This window comes from Candidatus Neomarinimicrobiota bacterium (assembly GCA_021734025.1).
Taxonomy (GTDB): Bacteria; Fidelibacterota; JAANXI01; order JAANXI01; family JAANXI01; genus JAANXI01.
The window spans coordinates 1-22,448 of record JAIPJS010000001.1; the positions used below are offsets into that span (position 1 = coordinate 1).

Below are 22,448 nucleotides of genomic sequence, written 5' to 3' on the forward strand. Positions count from 1 at the left end.
AAAACCTTTGCAGGGGTGGCCACGCGCGTCTTAGCCAAAGTCACGGCGTTTACGTTGCTCCAATACGTGAATAAATTTGTCAAAAAACGACCGCTCAATCAGGTGAAACATGCCTTGGCCTAGTTTCACACAACGGGTTAATTAAACAAACAACTTACGATCTATCCGATTACCGAACTTGAAAACGGAGGATAAATTCAGATGGGACAAAATGTTACACAAAAGCTAATTGCTAACCACCTGGTGGAGGGGGAGATGATTCCCGGGGAAGAGATAGGGATCAGAATTGACCAGACGCTGACCCAGGATGCAACCGGAACCATGGTCATGCTGGAGTTCGAGGCCATGAACATTCCGAGGGTGAAGACGGAATTGTCTGCGCAGTATGTGGACCATAATCTGATTCAGGAGGATTTTAAAAATCCGGACGATCACCTGTTTTTACGCAGCGCCTGCAAGAAGTTCGGGGCATATTATAGCCGCCCGGGCAATGGTGTGAGTCATCCGGTGCATATGGAACGGTTCGGCGTTCCGGGGAAAACGCTGCTTGGTTCGGACAGCCATACACCCGCGGCAGGTTCCCTGGGCATGTTTTCGGCAGGTGCCGGCGGACTGGAAGTGGCGCTTGCAATGGCCGGTGAGCCGTTCTACGTGAAGATGCCCAAGGTCTGGGGCGTGAAACTCACCGGTGAACTGCAGGATTGGGTGAGTGCCAAAGATGTCATCCTTGAGATGCTTCGCCGCCACGATGTGGACGGCGGCGTTGGTAAGGTCATCGAATATTACGGCCCGGGACTCAAGAACCTCAGCGCTATGGATCGGCACGTGATCGCAAATATGGGGACGGAGCTTGGCGCTACCTCGACGGTATTTCCGGCAGACGATGAAATTCGCAGATTTCTGAAACAACAGGACAGAGAAGAGGCGTTTACGGAAATTCTGGCCGATGAAGATGCCGAGTACGATGAATACGAAGAGATTGACCTTTCAAAAGTCGAACCACTGGTGGCGAAGCCGACCAGCCCCGGTAACGTAGTACCGGTGAGGGAAATCGCCGGCAAAGAGATTTATCAGTCATACATCGGTTCTTCGGCAAATCCCGGATTCCGCGATTTTGCCATCGCCGGGATGATTGTCGACGGAAAACAGGTACACGATCGTGTCTCCTTCGATGTGAACCCAACTTCGCGACAGATCCTGGAAAATCTGACCGCCGAGAGTTATCTCGGAAGACTGATTCGTTCAGGTGCCCGGATTCATCAGGCGGGCTGTAACGGCTGCATCGGCATGGGACAGGCGCCTGCTACGGGGAAAATAAGCCTGCGAACCGTGCCGCGGAACTTTCCGGGACGCTCCGGCACCAAGGAGGATCAGGTGCACCTGGTGAGTCCGGAAACGGCAGCAGCCTCGGCGCTCACCGGCGAAATTACTGATCCGCGGACGCTGGATATGGATTACCCGAAATATGAAGAGCCGAAATCCATCCGCATCAACACCGACATGCTGGTGCCGCCGGCGGAGGACGGGAGCACTGTTGAACTTGAAAAGGGTCCGAACATCCAGCCACTTCCCGAATTTGACAAGCTGCCTGAAACAGTAGAGGGCCCTGTGCTGCTTAAAGTCGGCGACGATATCTCCACGGACGAAATCATGCCGGCCGGCTCCAATATCCTGCCGTACCGGAGCAACATCCCTGAGATTAGCAAGTACGTCTACTATCAGGTGGATGAATCGTATTATGATCGTGCTATGGAAATGAAGGAAACCGGCTCCCTCATCGTTGGCGGTTCAAACTATGGACAGGGCTCCAGTCGGGAGCACGCCGCGCTGGCTCCGCTATACCTTGGGCTAAGAGCCGTTCTGGCCAAGAGCTACGCCCGGATCCACTGGCAGAATCTGGTAAATTTCGGCATTTTGCCCTTGACCTTCGCGGACGAATCTGATTGGGACAAAATCGACCAGGATGACGTGTTGGAGATCCCGGATGTACGGAATGCTATTCAGCAAAGCACGATTATAGAGGTTCGGAATAAAACCAAGGATGAAACCTACCAGGCCGAACACGCAATGACTGATCGGCAGGTGGAGATGATCCTCCAGGGGAGCCTGATCAACGTGGTGAAGGGTAACAAATAGATTATCCATAGATGTTTGGAAGAAAAGCCCCGATTTCCGGGGCTTTTTTATATGGGACATAATATTTATAGCATACGCTGAACTGGAGGGCTACTTTAGGATAGAGCAGGTTCTTCCATTCCAAATATAAGTAGCATATGTAGACGTATGTCCCCAACAAAATACATCGGGAGGTCTATATGGATTACCAATTGAGTGAAGAGCATCAGGCATTGCAGGAAATGGCCTACAAATTCGCGGAAAATGAATTTAGCCCTTTGGCCCAGGAATGTGATCGAGAAGAAAAGGTTCCGCTGGATCTGGTCAAAAAAGGGGCGGAGACCGGTTTCACCGGGATCCTGATCCCAGAGGAATACGGAGGGCTCGGTGGTGGGTGGCTGGAAGTTGCCCTCGTGACGGAACAGTTTTCCAGAATCGATATGGGGTTGGGATTGGTTGTTGTTGGTGCCGGATTTGGCTCGGAAAATATAATTCTGTTTGGGACTGAGCAACAGAAGGAGACGTATTTACCGGGAATAGCCAGCGGGGAGTCAATTTTTGCCGGAGCCTATACCGAACCTGACGCCGGTACCGACGTCGCCGGTACAAATACCCGTGCAGAACGGCAGGGAGATGAATACGTAATTAACGGGACAAAGATGTTTATCACTAACGGTTCTGTCTGTAACTACATCGTAGCGTTGTGTGTGACGAATCCGGATGCGGAAAAACGGACACAGAAGTATAGTCTGATCCTGGTGGATGCGGAAGTTCCCGGAGTGACTCGACACAAAATCCATGGGAAAATGGGAATACGGGCATCGGACACCGCAGAGATCATCTTCGAAGATGTACACGTGCCTGCATCAAACCTCATTGGCGAGGAGGGTAAGGGATTTTATCACCTGATGCATTTTTTCGACCAAACCAGAATAATGATTGCCGCACAGGGGGTTGGATTAGCTCAAGGCGCCTTGGATATGGCACTGAAGTATGTCCAGGAGCGCAAGACATTTGGAAAGCCGCTGGCAGCCAACCAGAGTATCCAGTTCGAACTGGCAGAGATGGCGACACGGGTGGAACTTGCCAGGGATATCACATACAAGGCAGCCTGGAAAACGGATCACGGCCAAATGGACCCTTCCCTGAATGCGATGGCAAAGTATTATACCGGCGAGAATGCCGTCTGGACTGTGGACAAGGCGCTTCAGATGCATGGCGGTTACGGATATATTGATGAGTACGATATCCAGCGATTCTACCGGGATGCCAAAATCCTGGAAATATACGAGGGAACCAAGGAGGCAGAAAAAATGACTATCGCACGGCGGCTGTTCTAATGGATCACTTCTCCTTTTTGGCGCCGGTATACGAGAAATTTATTCCGCCCCCGGATCAGGATGAAATACTGCCGTATCTGCAACCGGATGTTCCACCAGCCAGACTCCTGGATGCCGGCGGCGGGACCGGCAGGGTGTCAGGACAACTCCAGTCATATTTCAGCCAAATTGTGGTGGCGGACCTGAATCGATCGATGTTGGATCGCTCGGCGGAAAAAACCGGCGTTATACCGGTTTCTTCTCATATTGAAAAACTGCCTTTTCCGGATAATACGTTTTCCCGTGTCTTGATTGTAGACGCTCTTCATCATTTCTGCGACCAGGAAATTGCACTCTATGAATCTGTACGGGTGCTTACACCAGGCGGACGAATAGTCGTCGGCGAACCCGATATCCACAAGTTTGGAGTGAAGGTAGTCGCCTTTTTGGAAAAACTGGCGTTTATGCGAAGTCATTTCCTGAGTCCGGAAAAGATTGCAGCACTCATTGAAGGAAATGGCGCTGGCACTCAGATTTTCCGTGATGATTCGCACAGCGCATGGGTGGTGGGGGAGAAGGAATGAAATACCAGTCATCCCGACCGAATCCGGCCGCTGCCGGATGAGCGGAGGGATCTCGCTGGTGATATTCCGGAGGTTCAATGACGAGATCCTTCGGCTCCTCCGGTTGCGCGGGATGACTGGTGGTGTATTTCTTACGGACAAAGTAAAAAAAAGAGTCATTCCGACCGAACGTTAGTGAGCGGAGGAATCCCGTAAAGCAACCTCCGGAGAATAAAAAACCAGATCCTTCGGCTCCTCCCCTTGCGCGGAGTCGCTCAGGATGACGGGTGTTGGTTTATGCATATAGTATTAAGTAAGTCATTCGGACTGTGCGGAAGCGAGTGTCTCCCCAGAGACTCCTCTCAGATGAGGACTCTCGAAAAGTACACAAATTAGCGTCAAGAGTGAGATCCGTCGGTTCGAGTCACTTGGCTCTCACTCGGGATGACAGGTCATTTTTTATACCGCAAGTTGGCAGCCTTCCTGCATTAATTTCTCAAACGACTGGAGTTGATATCCCATTTCTCCGGTACACTTCATCCGGTTTTCTTGTTACATTATACTAAATTAACGTAACCTGCAATTGGAGACAGTTATTGTGCCAGAGACCATTTTAGTCACCGGGGGAGCCGGGTATATCGGCAGCCATACCTGCGTGGAATTACTGAACGCCGGATTTGAAGTTATCGTTGTAGATAACCTGTCCAACAGTAAGAAGGAAGCACTGAACCGGGTTGAGCGTATCACCGATAAATCGGTAGAGTTTTATAAGGTTGATCTGTTAAATAAACAGGGTCTCACCGAAGTGTTCCATAATCATGTAATTGATGCAGTGATCCATTTTGCCGGTTTGAAGGCTGTCGGAGAATCGGTGGAAAAACCGCTGGCGTATTATCACAACAATATTACCGGTACCCTGGCACTTTGTGAAGTGATGGAGCGATACGATGTAACCGATATTGTGTTCAGCTCATCAGCCACAGTGTATGGTGATCCTGAAACCGTACCGATTACCGAAGATTTTCCACTGTCCGCCACCAATCCGTACGGCCGGACAAAACTAATGATCGAGGAAATTCTCCGGGATCTCCACACCGCGAACCATCATTGGAATACCGCCATTCTCCGGTATTTCAATCCTGTGGGAGCACATCCGAGCGGTGAAATCGGCGAAGATCCCAGCGGGATTCCGAATAATTTGATGCCGTATATTTCGCAGGTGGCAGTGGGAAAACTTCCAAAACTCTCGATATTCGGAAACGATTATCCAACCAAAGATGGCACGGGTGTAAGGGATTACATCCATGTGGTGGACCTGGCCAGGGGACATTTGAAGGCGCTGGAAAAACTCCGGGATGATCCGGGAGTGGTGACGTATAATCTGGGCACGGGAAGCGGTTATTCGGTGCTTGAGATGGTTCAGGCATTCGAGAAAGTCTCCGGCAAAGATATTCCGTACGAAATCACCGACCGGCGGTCGGGCGATATTGCCGAATGCTATGCCGATCCGTCCAAAGCCAAAGCCGAACTGGGATGGCGGGCGAAACGCGGCATCGAGGATATGTGTGAGGATACATGGCGATGGCAATCGAAATATCCCAACGGATACGAATAAACGAAATACAATCACTGAACAACTGACGGAGCAACCAAGATGACGTACACAGCGGCAGAATCTCGTTACGACACGATGGCCTACAGACGATGTGGAGACAGCGGAATCCATCTGCCGGCCGTATCACTGGGATTGTGGCATAATTTCGGCAATGTGGATGCGTTGGACAATATGCGGGCGATAATTCACCGGGCGTTCGACCTGGGAATCACTCACTTCGACCTGGCGAACAATTACGGTCCGCCGCCGGGATCGGCGGAGAAGAATTTTGGAAAGATACTGCAGGAAGACCTTGCCAGGTACCGGGATGAACTTCTTATTTCCTCCAAGGCAGGCTACTGGATGTGGCCGGGACCATATGGCGACTGGGGATCCCGGAAATACATTATCGCCAGTTGCAATCAGAGTCTGAAGCGACTTGGGCTGGATTACATGGATATATTCTATCACCACCGACCGGATCCGGAGACGCCGTTGGAGGAGTCGATGATGGCGTTGGATCAAATTGTACGCCAGGGGAAGGCGCTTTACGCGGGTATCTCGAACTATCCGGCGGATAAAACCCGCCAGGCAGCCGAGATCCTGGAATCGCTGGGCACGCCGTTTTTGATTCACCAACCGCGGTATAATATGTTCGATCGGTGGATAGAGGACGATTTACTTGATGCCCTGGAAGAGACGGGAACCGGCAGCATTGTCTTTTCACCCCTGGCGCAGGGAATCCTGACGGATAAGTATCTGGTGGAAATTCCCGAGGGTTCCCGGGCGTCGAGGGAGGAAACCTTTCTGCAGCGCTCCGACATTACTGAAGAGAAACTCCGAAAGGTGGCGGCGCTGAATGATTTGGCGAAGAAACGGAACCAAAGCTTGGCGCAGATGGCCATCGTATGGATTTTGAGACATCCGCAGGTCACAAGCGTACTGGTCGGTTCGAGTTCGGTAGAACAGATTGAGGAGAACGTCGAAGCACTGGATAACCCTGACTTCAGCGAGAACGAGTTAGAGCAGATTGAAGAGATTCTGGCATGATTGATATGGGACAATTCCACTCTTAGAGTAATAAATTTTCAGGATGGCGAGGGAGGCGAATTATATATGACACAGTTACAATGGGGACTTATCGGAACGGGCGATATTGCCGAAAAAAGAGTTGCACCGGCTCTGCGGGAACTGCCAGAGTGTGACCTGGTTGCGATCAACCGAAAGCGGAATGAACTGGCGCAGGAGTTCGCCGATGAATTCGGCGCCGATCGCTGGTACGAAACCTGGGAAGAATTGTTGGCGGACGATACCCTAGATGCCGTGTACATCGCAACGCCGGTAAACCTGCATGCACCGATCACCATTGCGGCGGCCGAAGCCGGAAAGCATATCCTGTGTGAAAAGCCAATGGCTTTGAATACGGAGGAGTGCAATGCAATGATTGATGCGGCGGAGGAAAACGGTGTAAAACTCGGCGTCGCCTATTACCGGCATTTTTATCCTATTCTCGATCGGATAAAGGGGTTAATTGCTGAGGGTGAAATCGGTCATCCGGTCTATGCCCATGTGAATGCCTTTGAATATTTCGATCGCAAACCGGGCGAACCGAGGGCCTGGCTGTTGGATAAGACACAATCCGGCGGCGGACCGATGTGGGATTTCGGGTGCCACCGGATTGAGGTGTTTCAGCATCTGTTTGGCCAACTGGAGGAGACGACCGGTCTGCTGGATACCCTGGTATTTGATCGCGAGGTGGAGGACACGGGAACCGCAATTTTTCGGTGCGAATCGGGGACAATGGCGGTACTCAACGTCACCCATGCCGCCTCGGAGCCGCAGGATACTCTGGACATCTATGGAACCCGCGGATCGATCCACGTGCCGGTACTCAACGGAAAATCTTTGGAAGTGAAGACCACTGAACGAGTCTGGACGGAAGAGCATCCGCCCCATCCCAATGTACACTGGCCGCTGATAAAGCAGTTTACCGAGGCAGTATTGAATGACGAAGAACCGGTGGTCGGCGGTGACCTCGGCAAGGCGGTAAATGTTGCACTGGCTGACCTGATGAGTTAAGTTTATCTGCTTCACTTTTCCGCCACACTAACAATCATCAGTCAAAGGAAATGCCCTGCCATGACACCTGAGTACCTCAAAGTACAGTTCGAGAACAAATTTGACATTTTACCGCTCATTATCGTCCGCTCCCCTGGCCGGGTAAACCTTATCGGAGAGCACACGGATTATAACGACGGATTTGTCTTGCCTGCAGCCGTCGACAAGAGCATCATATTTGCGCTGGCGGCCAACGGTACAGATACCGCGAATATTTACTCGGCAGATATGGAGCAGTCGTTCGAATTTTCCACCAAAGATGATTCCCTGGAAAAGAGTGACCTGGGCTGGCCGAACTATCTGTTGGGCGTGGTGGATGTGCTGAAGAAAGCCGGATTCTCCCCAGGTGGATTCGACTGCGTTTTCGGCGGTGATATCCCAATCGGCGCCGGCATGTCCTCCTCAGCGGCACTGGAAGGCGGCCTTATCCTGGGATTGAGCAAACTATTCGATTTTGATATATCGCGTACGGACATGGCACTGCTGGGACAAAAAGCGGAGAATAACTTCGTGGGTGTCAACTGCGGTATCATGGATCAGTTTGCGAATATTCACGGCAAAGATGGAAGAGTTTTTAAACTCGATTGCCGCAGCCTGGATTTTGAGTACTATCCGTTCGAACGCGACGATCTTCGGATTGTGCTGTGCGATACCCAGGTGCGCCGGGAACTGGCGACGTCGGAGTACAACGTCCGCCGCAGCCAGTGCGAAGCGGGAGTGGCGATTCTGCGGAAATATGACTCGGATATCGAGAGCCTGCGAGATGTCTCCCTGGAATTGCTGCAAAAACACCAGTCAGAATTCGATCCGGTGGTTTATAAACGGTGCGAGTACGTAGTGGAGGAAAACCTGCGTGTGGAAAAGGCGTGCGGGTTGTTGGAGCAGGAGGACTTCCGAGAATTCGGCGAGCTTATGAACGCTTCCCACAACGGACTCAGCAACAAGTACGAAGTGAGCAGCGTGGAACTGGACTTCCTGGCCGATGCCGCCGGTGACATCGATGGCGTACTCGGCAGCCGGATGATGGGCGCAGGCTTCGGGGGATGTACCATTAACTTGGTGCAGGCCGATGCGCTGGAGGAGTTTTCGGCCTATATCAAAAAACGTTACCAGGAGGACTTTGGCAAAGACGCGTTGATTTACGTGAGCCGGATTATGGGCGGGACGATGATCGTGGATGGGGATTGGGTATAGGGTATAGGGTATAGGGTATAAGGTATAAGGTATAAGGTATAAGGGTGGGGTTTCCTAATCTTAATCATAATCTTACTCTTAATCAGCTGTGTTTAAGAAGAAACGACAGAATGAAAAATGAAGAATGAAGAAGGGAAGGGAGAACAGAGAAAAGGAAAAACTGTTGGTAGTTCGTGGTTGGTAGTTCGTGGTGAAGACTTCAACTAGGCGATAGAGAATTGAATGACTCAAAATGATATTTCGAACAACCAACTACTAACAAATAACAACAAACAAAACCCCGCTAAAGCAGGTACTACCAACAACCTTTGTATTTCGAACACATGACTCAGGACACTCGACACATGACGTTTTTTACCTAAACACTTGAACACCCGAACACTTGAACACTTTTATACTTAATACTGATTAAGATTAAAAGAGAATTAATTAACCCTGGAATCACACCATGACCTCCTTCAATTTTGACGACCATCCACACAGGCGATTGAACCCGTTAACCGGCGATTGGGTACAGGTGAGTCCCCACCGGGCGAAGCGACCGTGGCAGGGCCAGGAAGAGGACGCACCGCAGAATACGCGTCCGAAGTACGATCCGGACTGTTATCTCTGCCCCGGTAATACCAGAGCCGGTGGTGAACAAAATGAAGAATATGGCTCCACGTTCGTCTTTACCAATGACTTCGCTTCACTGAAACTGGACACTCCGGAGGCAAATGTCGATGAAGACGATCTACTGATTGCACAGGGAGAACAGGGTACCTGCCGGGTCATCTGTTTCTCGCCACGGCACGATCTGACGCTGCCGGAGATGGAGGTCTCACAGGTTGAAGAGGTAGTGGATCTCTGGACGGATGAATACCGGCAACTCGGGGGGCGGGAGAATATTAACTACGTTCAGATCTTTGAGAATAAAGGACAGATCATGGGGTGCAGCAATCCGCACCCGCATGGGCAGATCTGGGCACAGAAGACCAACCCGGATGAACCGGCGAAAGAATTGGTTAATCAGCGGGAGTACATGGAATCACACGATTCGTGTCTGCTCTGTGACTATCTGGGGTTGGAACAGGAGAAAAACCGGCGAATCGTCGTGGAGAACGAACATTTCGCTGTGCTGGTGCCGTTCTGGGCAGTGTGGCCGTTCGAGGTGCTCCTGGTGAGTAAACGCCACCTCGGAAGTTTCCTGGAAATGGATAAGATCGAAAAATCGGCGCTGGCGGAAGTAATCCGGCAAATCACAATCCGGTACGATAATGTGTTTAATACGTCATTTCCGTATTCGGCGGGTTTTCATCCGATGCCGACCGACGGTGAAGAGCATCCGGAGTGGCATTTCCATATGCATTACTATCCGCCATTGTTGCGATCGGCCACAGTGAAGAAGTTCATGGTGGGCTACGAGATGCTGGCCAATCCGCAGCGGGACATCACCGCCGAGGCAGCAGCGGAGAGACTGCGGGATGTCCCGGCAACGCATTACACCAGGCGCGTGTAAGCATCTTCCCTGGGGGAAAAGCAGTACTGAATCCGGGGATTCGGGAGGGCACGTTTCACCTAACTATTTACCGAAAATCTAAATCAGGCGAGGTCATCTATGGGGAAGAAATTATTTCTTACACTGCCGATGTTACTAATTCTGGCAGGCGTGTTCTCAACAATGCTTGTGGCTCAGTCGGACATGAGTGACCGTCCGAACTGGGACAATCCGCGCGTTTTCCAGGTGAATACTGTCGAGCCGCACGTCACCAAAATGACGTATCCCAGCGAAGAGGCGGCGCTAAGTTACGAATACGAACAATCTCCGTGGCATCAAAGTCTGAATGGAGAGTGGAAGTTCCAGACCATCAAAAAGCCGGCGGATCGTCCCAAAGATTTTTATCAGTCAAAGTTCGACGATTCCGGCTGGGATATGATTACCGTCCCGTCGAACGTAGAGGTCGAGGGCTACGGCATTCCGATTTATCTCAACATCGAGTATCCGTTTGATGAGGAGAATTTTCGCGCTCCAAGAGATTTTAATCCCGTCCATTCGTATCGAAGGACGTATATCGTCCCGGAGGATTGGCAGAATCGAAAGACCCATGTGGTATTTGACGGCGTGGATTCGGGCTTTTATCTCTGGGTGAACGGGGAACAGGTGGGCTACAGCCAGGGGAGCCGGACGCCGGTAGAATTTGACCTCACGCCGTATCTGAAGGAGGGCGAGAACCTCATGGCAGTCCAGGTGATTCGGTGGACGGATGGCGCCTACCTGGAGGATCAGGACTTCTGGCGGCTCAGCGGCATCTTCCGGGATGTCTATCTCTGGTCGCCGGGCTCGACCTATATCCGGGATTACTCGGTGTACTCATCTCTGGGTGATTCCTACGAAAATGGCGTATTCAGGCTCCAGGGTGAGGTGATCTCGGAAGAGATGGCCGGGTCTTCCGTCTCATATGTTCTGTATGATTCCACAGGTGAAGCGATTGTCGAGGATGAAGCGGCAGTCGAGTCATCTGGCGAAAAGTATGTCTTCCAGGGCACCTCTCATATCATAGATGACGTGAATCGCTGGAGCGCCGAATATCCGAATCTGTACGATCTTGTCATCACGTTAAAAGATAGTGACGGCCAGATCCTGGAAGTCATCCCCCAAAAGGTGGGATTCCGTCGGGTAGAAATCGATGGGAATAGGTTCCTGGTGAATGGAGAACCGGTGCGGTTCAAGGGTGTGAACCGGCACGAGCAATATCCGGAAACAGGCCATACGGTCACGCGTGAGCAGATGATGCAGGATATCAGGATCATGAAGCGGCACAACATTAATGCTGTACGGACGAGTCACTATCCCAATGCGCCGGAATGGTACGATCTCTGTGACAAGTACGGCCTGTATCTCATCGATGAGGCGAATAACGAAACCCATGAATTCGGAACCAACGAACGAAACCGGGTAGCGCACAATCCGGATTTTAAGGCCGCGCAGGTGAATCGAATCGACCGGGTGATACAGCGGGATCGGAATCATCCGTCGGTGATTATGTGGTCGCTGGGCAACGAAGCCGGCGACGGCCCGAACATCAAGGCGATGTATAATCATGCACATCAAGCGGATACCACGCGTCCGGTGCACTACGAAGGCGCGGAGGATTACGACGGTACGCTCCACTCCGACGTGAAGTCCAATATGTATCCATCGGTGGATTACGCACTCCGGATGATGGAAAAGTACGGTGACCGGCCCTACATCCTCTGTGAATACACACATGCCATGGGCAACACCAATGGAAACGTGGATGCCTACTGGAGCATCATCGATACCATGGAGCAGTTTATGGGTGCGTTTGTGTGGGACTGGCGCGATCAGTCGCTCTGGGCGCAGGTACCGGAAGCGTATCAGGACATCTCCGGAAAGCAAAAGTTTCTGGCGTACGGCGGCTGGTTCGAGCATCCTCACGGACTGAATAACGACAACAATTTCTGCATGAACGGCCTGATCTCCGGCGATGGAAAGCCGCACCCGGGACTCAGCGCGCTGAAATATCACTACCGGTATGTGCACGTGGAACCGGTAGATGTCGCCGAAGGCCGATTCCGGATTATGAATCGTTATGATTTTACCAATCTGCAGGATGCGGTAACCGGGACATGGGAAATTATCGAGGACGGAACGATTATTCAGTCCGGTACCATAGATGATCTGGATGTCGATGCAGGCGAGGAGACAGAGTACGAGGTGAATCTGGACGATGTGGAAATGCAGGACGGGAAAGAGTACCACGTGAACTTCCGGTTTGACACAAAGGAGAAGACTTTCTACGCAGAGAAGGGATTCCAGCTGGCGTGGGATCAGTTTAAAGTGCCGGAAACTGGGTTCACGCCTGCGATGGCCAATGGTGGCGGTGCACCCGAGGTCGCCCGGTCGTCCGATCACACCGTCGCCATCTCCGGCAAGAATTTCGCCGTTGAGATCAACAAGGTCACCGGCGAAATGGAGACCTATCGCTACAACGGGAAGGTGCTCCTGGAGCGCGGGCCGATGCCGGACTTCTGGCGCCCCATGACCGATAACGATTACGGTTCCATGGGCAAGGAGCGGTTCGAGGAGCTGCACCGGACAATGATCTGGAAGGATGCCTCGGCATGGAGCGTCGATTCTGTGACCACGGAGACCGATGACGATGTGGTGGTGACCATCTACGCCAGCCTGCCCAGGGTTGAAGCCAATTATCAATTGCAATATACCATCGATGGAACTGGTGCAGTGGCAGTCACCGGAAAATACGAACCCGGCCGATCGAAGGTCAGCGAATATATGCCGCGTTTTGGCACCCGACTCGTCGTAGCGCGGGGATTCAATCAAATTGAATGGTATGGCCGGGGCCCACGTCCGACCTATGCCGATCGGAAACTGGAGATGGTCGGAATATACAATTCCGACGTCGCCAGCGAATTCGTGGATTACTCCCAGCCACAGGAGAACGGGTACAAGGTTGACACCCGGTGGATGCAAATCACCGATAAGAACGGCACCGGACTGCACTTTACCTCGGATGGACTGTTCGGATTCGGCGTTACTCACTATCCCAGAGAAGAGCTGGAGCGGAGTGCTTACTCCTGGATGATGAACTCCGATCCACAAACGTATCTGAATATTGATGCGGAGATGATGGGCGTCGGCGGATTTGACAGTTGGTCGCCACAGGCATTTCCGGCCGAGGAATTCCGGGTGAAAAACGAAGCCAAGACCTTCTCGTATCGGTTTATGCCGGTTGAGGGGAAGTAGTAGCCTTTAAAGCATTCTTGTAGGGACGCGATTCATCGCGTCCGAAAGGTCCGGGTGACATAAAATACCGGACGTGGTAAACCGCGTCCCTACATATTTATAAAATTCACCGCGTTCGATCTCATGGTAGAGGTGTATCAGAGGCGTTAGTATCTCTGGTTAGGGCACACCTCTACAATGATTTGCAAAAGAGATATTATTAGCAGTTGAGCCTCAGCATGCTATGGTTTTACAATGTTTCCTTACAGATATAACCCAACGCCCATTAGCAAATCCACACTTAGGGTAAAATTACTAACCTGAGTGTTGTGACCCTTTCAGGGGTTTCAACCCCTGAAAGGGTCATTTAGGTTAGCCGCTACGGAACATTTTATTGGTCATTTCTTTCTTGCAAACCAACAGACCCTTTACATATTTCCAACATATCGATACATTTCAATATATGAATAAGCAACGAATAGACAGGATAGTGAAGACGGCGAAGGTACTAAGCGATCCGTCCCGCGTGCGGTTGTTACTGGAGATCTATGAACGGGGCGAGCTGAGCTGCGAGAAGGCCGAGGAGTTGACGCAGCTTTCGCAGCCGACGGTTTCGCATCACCTGAAGCTGCTCGGAGAGAGTGGGTTAATACACACAGAAAAGCAAAGCCGGCATCTGCTGCTCTCGCCGAATGTGCCGGGCATTGAGCAATTTATGGAGCTATTCGAAGATCTGCTCGATGCAAAAAACCCGGATTAAAAAATTTTACGGATTTATATTGATGAATTTCAATATAATTTAATCTGATTGACATCACTTAAAACGAAAGAGGAAGAGCTATGCGTTCTATAAAGCAGATACACAAGGCAGAATACAGCACCATTCAGGATCTCATCACATGGTCGCCCCTACCAACAAGGAAATTGGATCAGATTGATCCATTTCTGTTTTTGAATCACCATGGACCACAGAAGTATCAACCAAACAATACTGGGCTGCCGTTTGGCCCGCATCCGCATCGGGGGATGGAGACGGTGACGTTCATCCTGGACGGTGATATTGCCCACAAGGATTCAGACGGTAACAAAAGCGTCATTGACGCCGGTGGCGTCCAGTGGATGACCGCCGGCCGCGGGCTCATCCACGCCGAAATCTCCTCCGAGGAGTTCAAAGAGCAGGGCGGTGACCTGGAAATCCTGCAGCTTTGGTTGAATTTGCCAAAAAGGCATAAGATGAAGGATCCGTATTACCGGGGCCTGCAGGCAGATGAAATTCCGTCCATTTCACTGGATGATGAACGGGTCACGCTCAACCTGGTCTCCGGTCAATGGAACGGCACCGACGGTGCGTTTGAGTCGATAACGGATGTCTTTCTGAGCACAGTAGAATTTGAACCGGACGGTCAATTTAATATTGATATCTCCCCGGACAGAAATATCTTTTTCTACGTCATCCGCGGCGAACTCGAGGTCAACGGAACCGCCGTTGAGGAGTTACACCTGGTCGAGTTCGAAAACGATGCCGAATCTCTGGAAGTGACGGCGAATAAAGAAAGCATCCTGTTGTTCGGCCACGCCGAGCCGCTAAACGAGCCGGTCGTCGCCAGAGGTCCATTCGTCATGAACACCGAGGGCGAAGTCCGGAAGGCCTACGAAGAATATCAACAGGGCAAATTCGGGACGTGGGATGGATAGTGTCCTTTTCTAGCCCGTAATATGAGTGAGTTAAAGGATCCCAGCACCCTTGGATATGGCAGCTCCTTGAACGAATAGAACGATCTGCCTGTTTATTCCGCCATCCGGAAAACCCTACCGTTGGGGCGGGACTGGATGAATGGTTTGCTGGTAGGAGACCATTATTCACTCCTAAAATTACTGCATCATGTTTGTAAATAGGGTGCCGACCAACCTGCCATAACCAGTATTTTACTATTGCACGAATTATACATCAGGAATAATCCTCCTCTCCTGCTACTTTAGATACGGTCATGTGCGCTGTATCACATGCCTGTCAAGAGATAGAAGTATTTGCTACAATATTGTTTCCGCTGCCTCTGACATTCGAATAGACGCCTGTCCTATTTTAATGCATCGTCGTCAAAGCTATCTTAACCAGTGAAATTGAGAAAAATACCAGACACGATTGAAACCAACTGAAAATGGTCAGTCAAAAATTGATATTGAATGCGGGTAAGAGAGGATAACAATGAAGACAGCGAAAGAGAATAAGCGGTTTGCAAAGCGGAGTAAAATTAAAAACAGGCATGAACCGGAAATGATCACAAAAAATCCCAAAATGAAGGATTTGGCAGAGAAAGCCAGATTGGTCGCCGAATCTGATGCTCCGGTTCTAATAACAGGGGAAAGTGGGACTGGAAAGGAAGTGTTATCCCATCTTATCCATTCGCACAGCAATCGCAGTGATAATGATATCGTTGCTATCAACTGTGGGGCTATTCCCAGTGAACTGGTGGAGAGTGAGCTCTTTGGGCACGAAAAGGGTGCCTTTACCGGCGCTGTGGAACAAAAACAGGGATGTTTCGAATTGGCAGACGGTGGAACACTTTTCCTAGACGAAATCGGCGAAATGTCCACGGCGGTTCAGGTGAAATTACTCCGGGTGCTCGAGTACCACTCATTCCGGCGAGTTGGTGGTCATGAGGAGATTGAGACTGATGTTCGGATCATAGCTGCAACAAATAAGGACATAACAGATGCGCTTGAAACGGGCGAGTTCCGGGAAGATCTCTTTTACCGGCTCAACGTTATCGAGTTACATATACCACCACTTCGGGAACGGAAAGAAGATATACACCCATTGGCTGAATATTTTCTTACCCAATTCAGCGATCGATACAAACATCCGACAACGGCAATTTCGGAAGAGTGTCTAGTCAAGCTCTGTGAATATGACTGGCCCGGAAACGTCCGGGAGCTCCGGAATGTCATTCAACGGATGGTTATCCTCTCCTCTGACCGACAGATTGAAAGTCGTCATTTGCCAAATCAGTTTTCCGGGAATGGTAATGGTACAAGGGCTACAAATGGTGCTCCCGAAAATCCGCAGATCCAAATAGAACTCGGGACATCTCTGGAGGATGCAGAACGGAAAATAATTCGGCATACATTGTCGGCGGTCGGTGACAACAAGTCCGAAGCTTCACGTATACTCGGGTTCACCCGACAGACACTCAGGAATAAACTGCAAAAATTTAATCTCAGTTAGTACACCTTCTAAAAGAAATAAAAAGATCAACCCTCCGACTCCTCCCCTGGATTACTCCAGGGTAAAAAAAGGCTCCCGGTTTTCCGGGGGCCATTTTTACTATCAGAGTGCCGAGCTGGTATTTATAGCTGATTTGACGGACTGAAGCAATAGATCACGACGTCCTGCTGGCAGTGTTTTCCTGTATCCGGCGCTGAGTTCCCAGATAAATACACCCCCAAGATCATGTTCTCGTGCATATTGAACCTTGGCTTCAATAGCCTGTTCATCATCATATGATACAAACAGATCTTGTCCGTTCTTTTTCAGGCTGAGATAACTGGCCTGTGCCGAGTCATCCCAGTTGTAGGACCCGTCACGGAAGTAGTCTTTCATAATTTTATGATAGGGGACATTATCCTCCACATCCGGGGCGTTAATCATCCAGCCTTCGCCCGGCTTCGACACTCCTTTCCATATATAGCCATAGAAGTCTATGCCGATGCCGAGTTTTCCTGGAGTAACACCGGCCTCCAGAAATTCCTGTACTTGGCTGTTGAGTGACGGCAGTTTTTTACGCCGCATTGGGAATGATTTCCCGCCGTTATAGATCGGGGAATTGTGCCACGTCACCCAACCGTCCCAGGCACCGCTGTAGTCGTAGGTCATCAGGTTAATCTGATCAAAATATTTCTGCAGATCTGCGAACATCTCGGGCTGCCAGCTGGTTGCAGTCGACAGCAGGGGGCGCTTGTAAACCGGTGACGGAAGCTGTTGCAGCGCACCTGAGAGTTCCCGGACAAACGCGGAGTAATTTTTTACATCTTGGTCTTTGATGGGCTCCATATCCAGGTCTATGCCGTCCAGATGCCAGCGTTTCACCAGAAAAGTTAGGTTGTCGATAAGGTTTTGCCGGTTTTGCGGCTGGATCGCCGTGTGAAAATCCTTGTAATTTCCCCATCCGCCGATAGACATGAACACCCCAATATCGTTGGAATGTGCTGCCGTTACTACGGCATTAATCCGGCTGGGACTCATATTTTTATACTTCTTGATTTCGGAAAGTGAACCATCGGCGTTCACGTTCAGGGCAAAATAATGCAGGCGGTCGAAGGCAGACCAGTCGATAGCTTCCGTCGGGAGGTTTCCCCAGTTGCCTCCCGGGGGAGCAAAGTGATTGTATGAAGCTAAGTATGCGGTCACCACCAGTTCCTTATCCTGAGTCGACTCCTGCTCCTGTGCAATTCCGCTGACAACTATTACGAAACACAATGCCATTATTATGACTATCTGAGTAAATATATTTCTTTTATACCTCATAATTCCTCCTTCCTGCTGAATTGTGTCGTACCATAATTATTCATTGCAGCAGGGTTACCTTTTTCGTGATTTTTCTGCTTCCTGTAATAAGATGGCAGAAATAAATGCCGCTGGGAAGGTCTTCCGGATTCCACTCAAATACGTATCGCTGGGGTGGTAAGACCTGGTTGGCCAATTCTCTCACCTTCCGTCCCGAGGCGTCGTAAACAAACAGCTTCACGTGTTGTCTCTTCGGCAGGTGGAATTCGAATGTCGTAGAGGCATTAAATGGATTGGGATAATTTTGCAGCAAGACCGGAGACTGTGCCGAGGTTGAATCCAAGTAGATCCCGAGCCGGAATGCCTCCTTCACTGCCTGTAGAAGCTGATCACGTTCGCCGGCCGGTTGGTTGTATCGATAACCGCCGCCTAGCTCCCAGATAATAACTCCACCAATCCCGTGCTTGCGGGCGTATCGGATTTTCTCACGGGCGGTACGTTTATCATCATACGTAATAAACATCTTTTGTTTGGGCCCCTCATCAATGGAGAGATAGGAGACTTTTGCTCTGTCATCCCAGCGATAGTACCTGAATTTGAAGTATTCCTCCATCAGAAGCCAATACGGAACGTTTGGCTTGACCACCGGCCGCTGCTTCCAGTCCTGGCGGGGCCCGGTCACACCATGCCAGATATACCCATAGAAGTCGATACCAATGCCAAGTTTATCCCGAGGGACACCGGCTGCTGTAAACTCCGAGATTTCCCCATCCGCCGAGGGAACATACCGATTGGTGCTTTCAAATTTGTAACCGCCGTGATACAACGGAGCATTATGCCAACTGACCCATCCCCGCCACGGGCCGCTGTAATCGTAGGTCATCAAATTAATTTGATCAAAATAGTGATGAATCTCTCTGTGCATCTCGGGTTGCCAATTGGTGGCAGTAGTCAGGAGCGGGGGAGATCGCATCGGAGTTTCAAGGCTCTGGAGTCTGGAGTACAACTCCGCTACGAACTTTTTGTAGTAGGGGACATCCGGATCTTTAATAGGTTCCAGATCCAGATCGATTCCATCAAAATCCCACTCTTTCAGGACATCAATGAGATTATTAATAAATTTTGTCCGGTTTTTCGGCAAGATAGCCCGGCTGAACTCTGTATGATTTCCCCAGCCCCCGATGGAGAACAAGACCGGGGTGCCGGATGCGTGTGCCGCACTCACGATGGCCTTCAGCCGGTCCGGATTAAAATTGTGGTATTTTTTTATAGGGGAAAGGGAGCCGTCAGGCTTTGCATTCATGGCAAAGTAAAACAGGTGAGTAAAGGCGTCCCAGTCTATTGCATCCGTGGGCAAAATACCCCAGTTACCACCTGGCGGAGCATAATGATTCCACGCGCCAAGATATGCACTCACCCATATTTCTTCAGACTCACTCTCCGGTGGAATAACACCTAAAGTCGAAGATGGCGTGCCTCCTATCCACGCGAATGTCAAAATGAGACAGATCCAAATCCACCGGGATATACACTGAGTTGTTAAAATATTTTCCAGGCTCCCTTCAATTATGGACAAATTTTCAACAAAGTTGCGTTATTCAATACCACATATAATTAAAGCAATGGCCGTTCCAACCCGGAACATTTTTGTGTCCGTCGTCTCGAGACCTGAGTGGGTCGGGCAGTGTTGCCTATTTCAGGTAGAGTATTTTTCGCGTGATGACTTTGTCCGTCCACCGAAGTACACAGAAATAGGTCCCGCTTGCAATGTCATCGGGACGCCACGCCACCGAATGATGGCCACTTGCCAGTTTTTCATTAACCAGGGTCTTGATTTGTCTCCCCATGAGGGAGTAAATCTCCAGGCGGACCGGAGCAGGGGCTGGAACCGTAAATGTCAGGGATATCTCCGTATTAAACGGGTTCGGTGCTGCAGATTCCCAGGATAATCCCGTAAATTCAGTATCCTGTGGTTCTGTGGTTGTCAATGTCGTATCATTCTTCCACGTATTTTTCACGGTCTGCAGCAGATTGTCGCGTTCGCCGGCCGGCTCGTTCTGACGATACCCACCACCGAGTTCCCACAGGATGACGCCTCCCAGATTATTCTCCCGAACATAGCGAAATTTGGAATGGATTGATTGCTCGTTATCATAAGAGACAAAGGTAGTATCTTGTTGGATGCTTAAATATGCGGCTTGGGCAATGCTATCCCAGTGGAAAAAGGATTCCCGGTAAAAGTCGTCCATGATAGTATGGTATGGTACATTTGGTTGTACCTGGGGTGGGTCTTCCCAGGATTCACCCGGTTTCGTGACGCCATCCCAGATATATCCGTAAAAATCGATTCCGATGCCAAGTTTTTCGGGCGGTACACCGGATTTAATATATTGCCGGACATCCTGATTGATGGAGGGCACCGGCCTTTCGATGTTCGGGAATTTATAGTCACCCGAATACACTGGAGAATTGTGCCATGTCACCCATCCCTGCCAGGCACCACTATAATCGTACGTCATAAGATTGATCTGGTCAAACAAGGGGTGGAGGCGGCCAAAAAGGACAGGCTGCCAATTGGTTGCGGCGGTCAGGAGCGGTGACTCCAGTAAGGGAGTGCTCAGTAGTTCCAGTTCCGTATGCAGAAGACGCACAAACGCCTCATAATTCTCGACATCATCCGAGGCGATAGGTTCCATGTCCAGATCAATCCCGTCAAAACCCCACGTAATCAAAATATTGATCAGATTTTGTACCAGAAGAGTCCGGACCACCGGTTCCAGGGCGGCGCTGAAATCGGCATGATTCCCCCAACCGCCCACGGCGAGCAACACAGGGACATCGTGAGCATGGGCGGCCGAAATAATGGCGTTAATGCGGGAGGGACTCATATTATGCCATTCCAGAATGGGAGAGAGGCTCCCGTCCGAATTTACCGAGAGGGCGAAATACGAAATATGACTGACCGCATCCCAGTCGATGGCCTCGGTAGGAAGGTTCCCCCAATTTCCGCCAGGTGGCGCATAGTGGTTCCATGAGGCAAGATAGGCTGTAACCCAACGCTCCCTGGCAACGGTGAGATTCGAGGGGGAATCTTCAATAATCCATATAAACGCAAATACCCCATAGATTACCATAAATCGTTTCATCCAGAAATTATGTGATGTCAACAAATTCTTCACTAGCGGTACCCGTATTGAGCTAGCAGAAAACAGAACCAAGTATTACCAGGCAGAGTAGTCCCTACGCCGGTCGGTTTCGTTAGCTAGTTCACATCCTGAATCGTCATCGTAAGAGGGGCAGAAACACTTTAACGATCGGCAAGACTTTCTATGGTCTCAAGCAAGTCATTGACCTTATAGGATGTCGCGATAATGCGTTCGGAGGTGGGAAAACCGGATTTGCCTTGCCTTGGATTGGTAAGCGTTATCAATGGCAGGTCCGGGGAATCTTTATGAAGGATACTCTCCAGGGTGAGGCCATCCTCGTTTGGCGAATTTGTCTCAGTCACAACCACATCGATCTTATCCCTATTATTTTGGAATATGTGGAGCCCTGAGAGGATACTCATCGTTGCAAAGACGTTGAATCCCTTTTCCTGCAAGGTTTTTTCATAATAAGAAAGACGAAGTGGATCCTGTTCTATCACGAGAATGCCTTTAATCGCACTGCTGCCCATATTGATAACTCCCACATCCACAGATTTTCTCACACCCCTGTTCCGATTCTAACCTTCGTCAACATTACCGGATGGCACCTTGATATCAAATAGGACGAAGATCGATTATGATGAGGTAAAAATTGTGAGCAAGTTGTCCATCTGACTGTGGGGGCGGGAACAGCTCCTTATGATTGTGTCCTGAGTTTGTAAAAGAAAAGAGAGATATTACAAATATTGATCGACAATTTTATGCAGTATATCTGGATGGAATGGCTTCCGGATAATTTCATTGAACTCTTCATTGAGCCGCGAATTATCGGAAAAGGCTGTATTATATTCGTCGACGATCGAAACTGCAATAACTGGTAATTGGGGATCGAGTGTCTTTATAGCATGGCGCAAAGTAAGCCCATCCATACCCGGCATTTGGATTTCGATGATTACCAGGGCGATTTCAGTGGAATGATCATGATACCTTTGTATGGCGGACTCACCGCCAACAGCAAGATATACGGTATTGCCGCGCCGGTTGAAAAATTTTGTGTAGATGGAGAAGAGTTGCTCATCTTTATCGGCGATGAGAATTCCAGGCGGAGAGGGCGTTTGGTTATATATTGCCATAAGATCGTCTTCCCC

General features: G+C 50.2%; 17 protein-coding genes. 12 read left to right on the top strand and 5 right to left on the bottom strand.

The window, feature by feature from the left end; all coding sequences use genetic code 11:
- Positions 1 to 201 precede the first annotated feature (201 nt).
- The 12 genes from K9N57_00005 (at position 202) to K9N57_00060 (ending at position 16,876) form a co-directional block, all read left to right on the top strand.
- Positions 202 to 2,136, top strand: coding sequence for an aconitate hydratase (locus K9N57_00005; protein ID MCF7802551.1), 1,935 nt, complete (start codon positions 202 to 204; stop codon positions 2,134 to 2,136).
- Positions 2,137 to 2,315: 179 nt separating this feature from the next.
- Complete coding sequence (locus K9N57_00010) at positions 2,316 to 3,455, top strand: acyl-CoA dehydrogenase family protein (GenBank protein ID MCF7802552.1); 1,140 nt, start codon at positions 2,316 to 2,318, stop codon at positions 3,453 to 3,455.
- Complete coding sequence (locus tag K9N57_00015) at positions 3,455 to 4,018, top strand: class I SAM-dependent methyltransferase (GenBank protein MCF7802553.1); 564 nt, start codon at positions 3,455 to 3,457, stop codon at positions 4,016 to 4,018. Before K9N57_00010 ends, K9N57_00015 begins: the two co-directional genes overlap by 1 nt.
- A 577-nt stretch (positions 4,019 to 4,595) precedes the next feature.
- Positions 4,596 to 5,612, top strand: coding sequence for a UDP-glucose 4-epimerase GalE (gene galE, locus K9N57_00020; protein ID MCF7802554.1), 1,017 nt, complete (start codon positions 4,596 to 4,598; stop codon positions 5,610 to 5,612).
- 39 nt (positions 5,613 to 5,651) lie between these two features.
- Complete coding sequence (mgrA, locus tag K9N57_00025) at positions 5,652 to 6,641, top strand: L-glyceraldehyde 3-phosphate reductase (GenBank protein ID MCF7802555.1); 990 nt, start codon at positions 5,652 to 5,654, stop codon at positions 6,639 to 6,641.
- A 66-nt stretch (positions 6,642 to 6,707) separates the two neighbouring features.
- Positions 6,708 to 7,670, top strand: a complete 963-nt coding sequence (locus tag K9N57_00030) for a Gfo/Idh/MocA family oxidoreductase (GenBank protein MCF7802556.1) — start codon at positions 6,708 to 6,710, stop codon at positions 7,668 to 7,670.
- A 60-nt stretch (positions 7,671 to 7,730) separates the two neighbouring features.
- Entirely contained in the window at positions 7,731 to 8,903 is a 1,173-nt protein-coding gene (gene galK / locus K9N57_00035) for a galactokinase (GenBank protein ID MCF7802557.1), read from the top strand.
- Positions 8,904 to 9,351: 448 nt separating this feature from the next.
- The gene (locus K9N57_00040; protein MCF7802558.1) at positions 9,352 to 10,401 is read left to right on the top strand and encodes a UDP-glucose--hexose-1-phosphate uridylyltransferase; all 1,050 of its coding nucleotides are present in this window, start codon (positions 9,352 to 9,354) and stop codon (positions 10,399 to 10,401) included.
- A 99-nt stretch (positions 10,402 to 10,500) separates the two neighbouring features.
- A complete protein-coding gene (locus K9N57_00045) occupies positions 10,501 to 13,671 on the top strand; it encodes a DUF4981 domain-containing protein (GenBank protein MCF7802559.1) in 3,171 nt (1,056 codons plus the stop codon).
- 442 nt (positions 13,672 to 14,113) lie between these two features.
- Entirely contained in the window at positions 14,114 to 14,410 is a 297-nt protein-coding gene (locus K9N57_00050; protein ID MCF7802560.1) for a metalloregulator ArsR/SmtB family transcription factor, read from the top strand.
- 80 nt (positions 14,411 to 14,490) lie between these two features.
- Positions 14,491 to 15,345: a pirin family protein gene (locus K9N57_00055; protein ID MCF7802561.1), complete on the top strand. Its 855-nt coding sequence runs from the start codon at positions 14,491 to 14,493 to the stop codon at positions 15,343 to 15,345.
- Positions 15,346 to 15,856: 511 nt separating this feature from the next.
- The gene (locus K9N57_00060) at positions 15,857 to 16,876 is read left to right on the top strand and encodes a sigma-54 dependent transcriptional regulator (protein MCF7802562.1); all 1,020 of its coding nucleotides are present in this window, start codon (positions 15,857 to 15,859) and stop codon (positions 16,874 to 16,876) included.
- A gap of 102 nt (positions 16,877 to 16,978) precedes the next feature.
- Here the strand turns inward: K9N57_00060 and K9N57_00065 are convergent, their stop codons facing one another.
- From K9N57_00065 to K9N57_00085, 5 genes are all read right to left on the bottom strand, one after another.
- Positions 16,979 to 18,175, bottom strand: a complete 1,197-nt coding sequence (locus K9N57_00065) for a glycoside hydrolase family 18 protein (GenBank protein MCF7802563.1) — start codon at positions 18,173 to 18,175, stop codon at positions 16,979 to 16,981.
- Between the two features lie 40 nt (positions 18,176 to 18,215).
- Entirely contained in the window at positions 18,216 to 19,652 is a 1,437-nt protein-coding gene (locus K9N57_00070; GenBank protein MCF7802564.1) for a T9SS type A sorting domain-containing protein, read from the bottom strand.
- Positions 19,653 to 19,845: 193 nt separating this feature from the next.
- A complete protein-coding gene (locus K9N57_00075) occupies positions 19,846 to 21,300 on the bottom strand; it encodes a T9SS type A sorting domain-containing protein (GenBank protein ID MCF7802565.1) in 1,455 nt (484 codons plus the stop codon).
- A gap of 161 nt (positions 21,301 to 21,461) precedes the next feature.
- Positions 21,462 to 21,863, bottom strand: a complete 402-nt coding sequence (locus K9N57_00080) for a response regulator (GenBank protein ID MCF7802566.1) — start codon at positions 21,861 to 21,863, stop codon at positions 21,462 to 21,464.
- 174 nt (positions 21,864 to 22,037) lie between these two features.
- Positions 22,038 to 22,433, bottom strand: coding sequence for a response regulator (locus tag K9N57_00085; protein ID MCF7802567.1), 396 nt, complete (start codon positions 22,431 to 22,433; stop codon positions 22,038 to 22,040).
- Positions 22,434 to 22,448 lie beyond the last annotated feature (15 nt).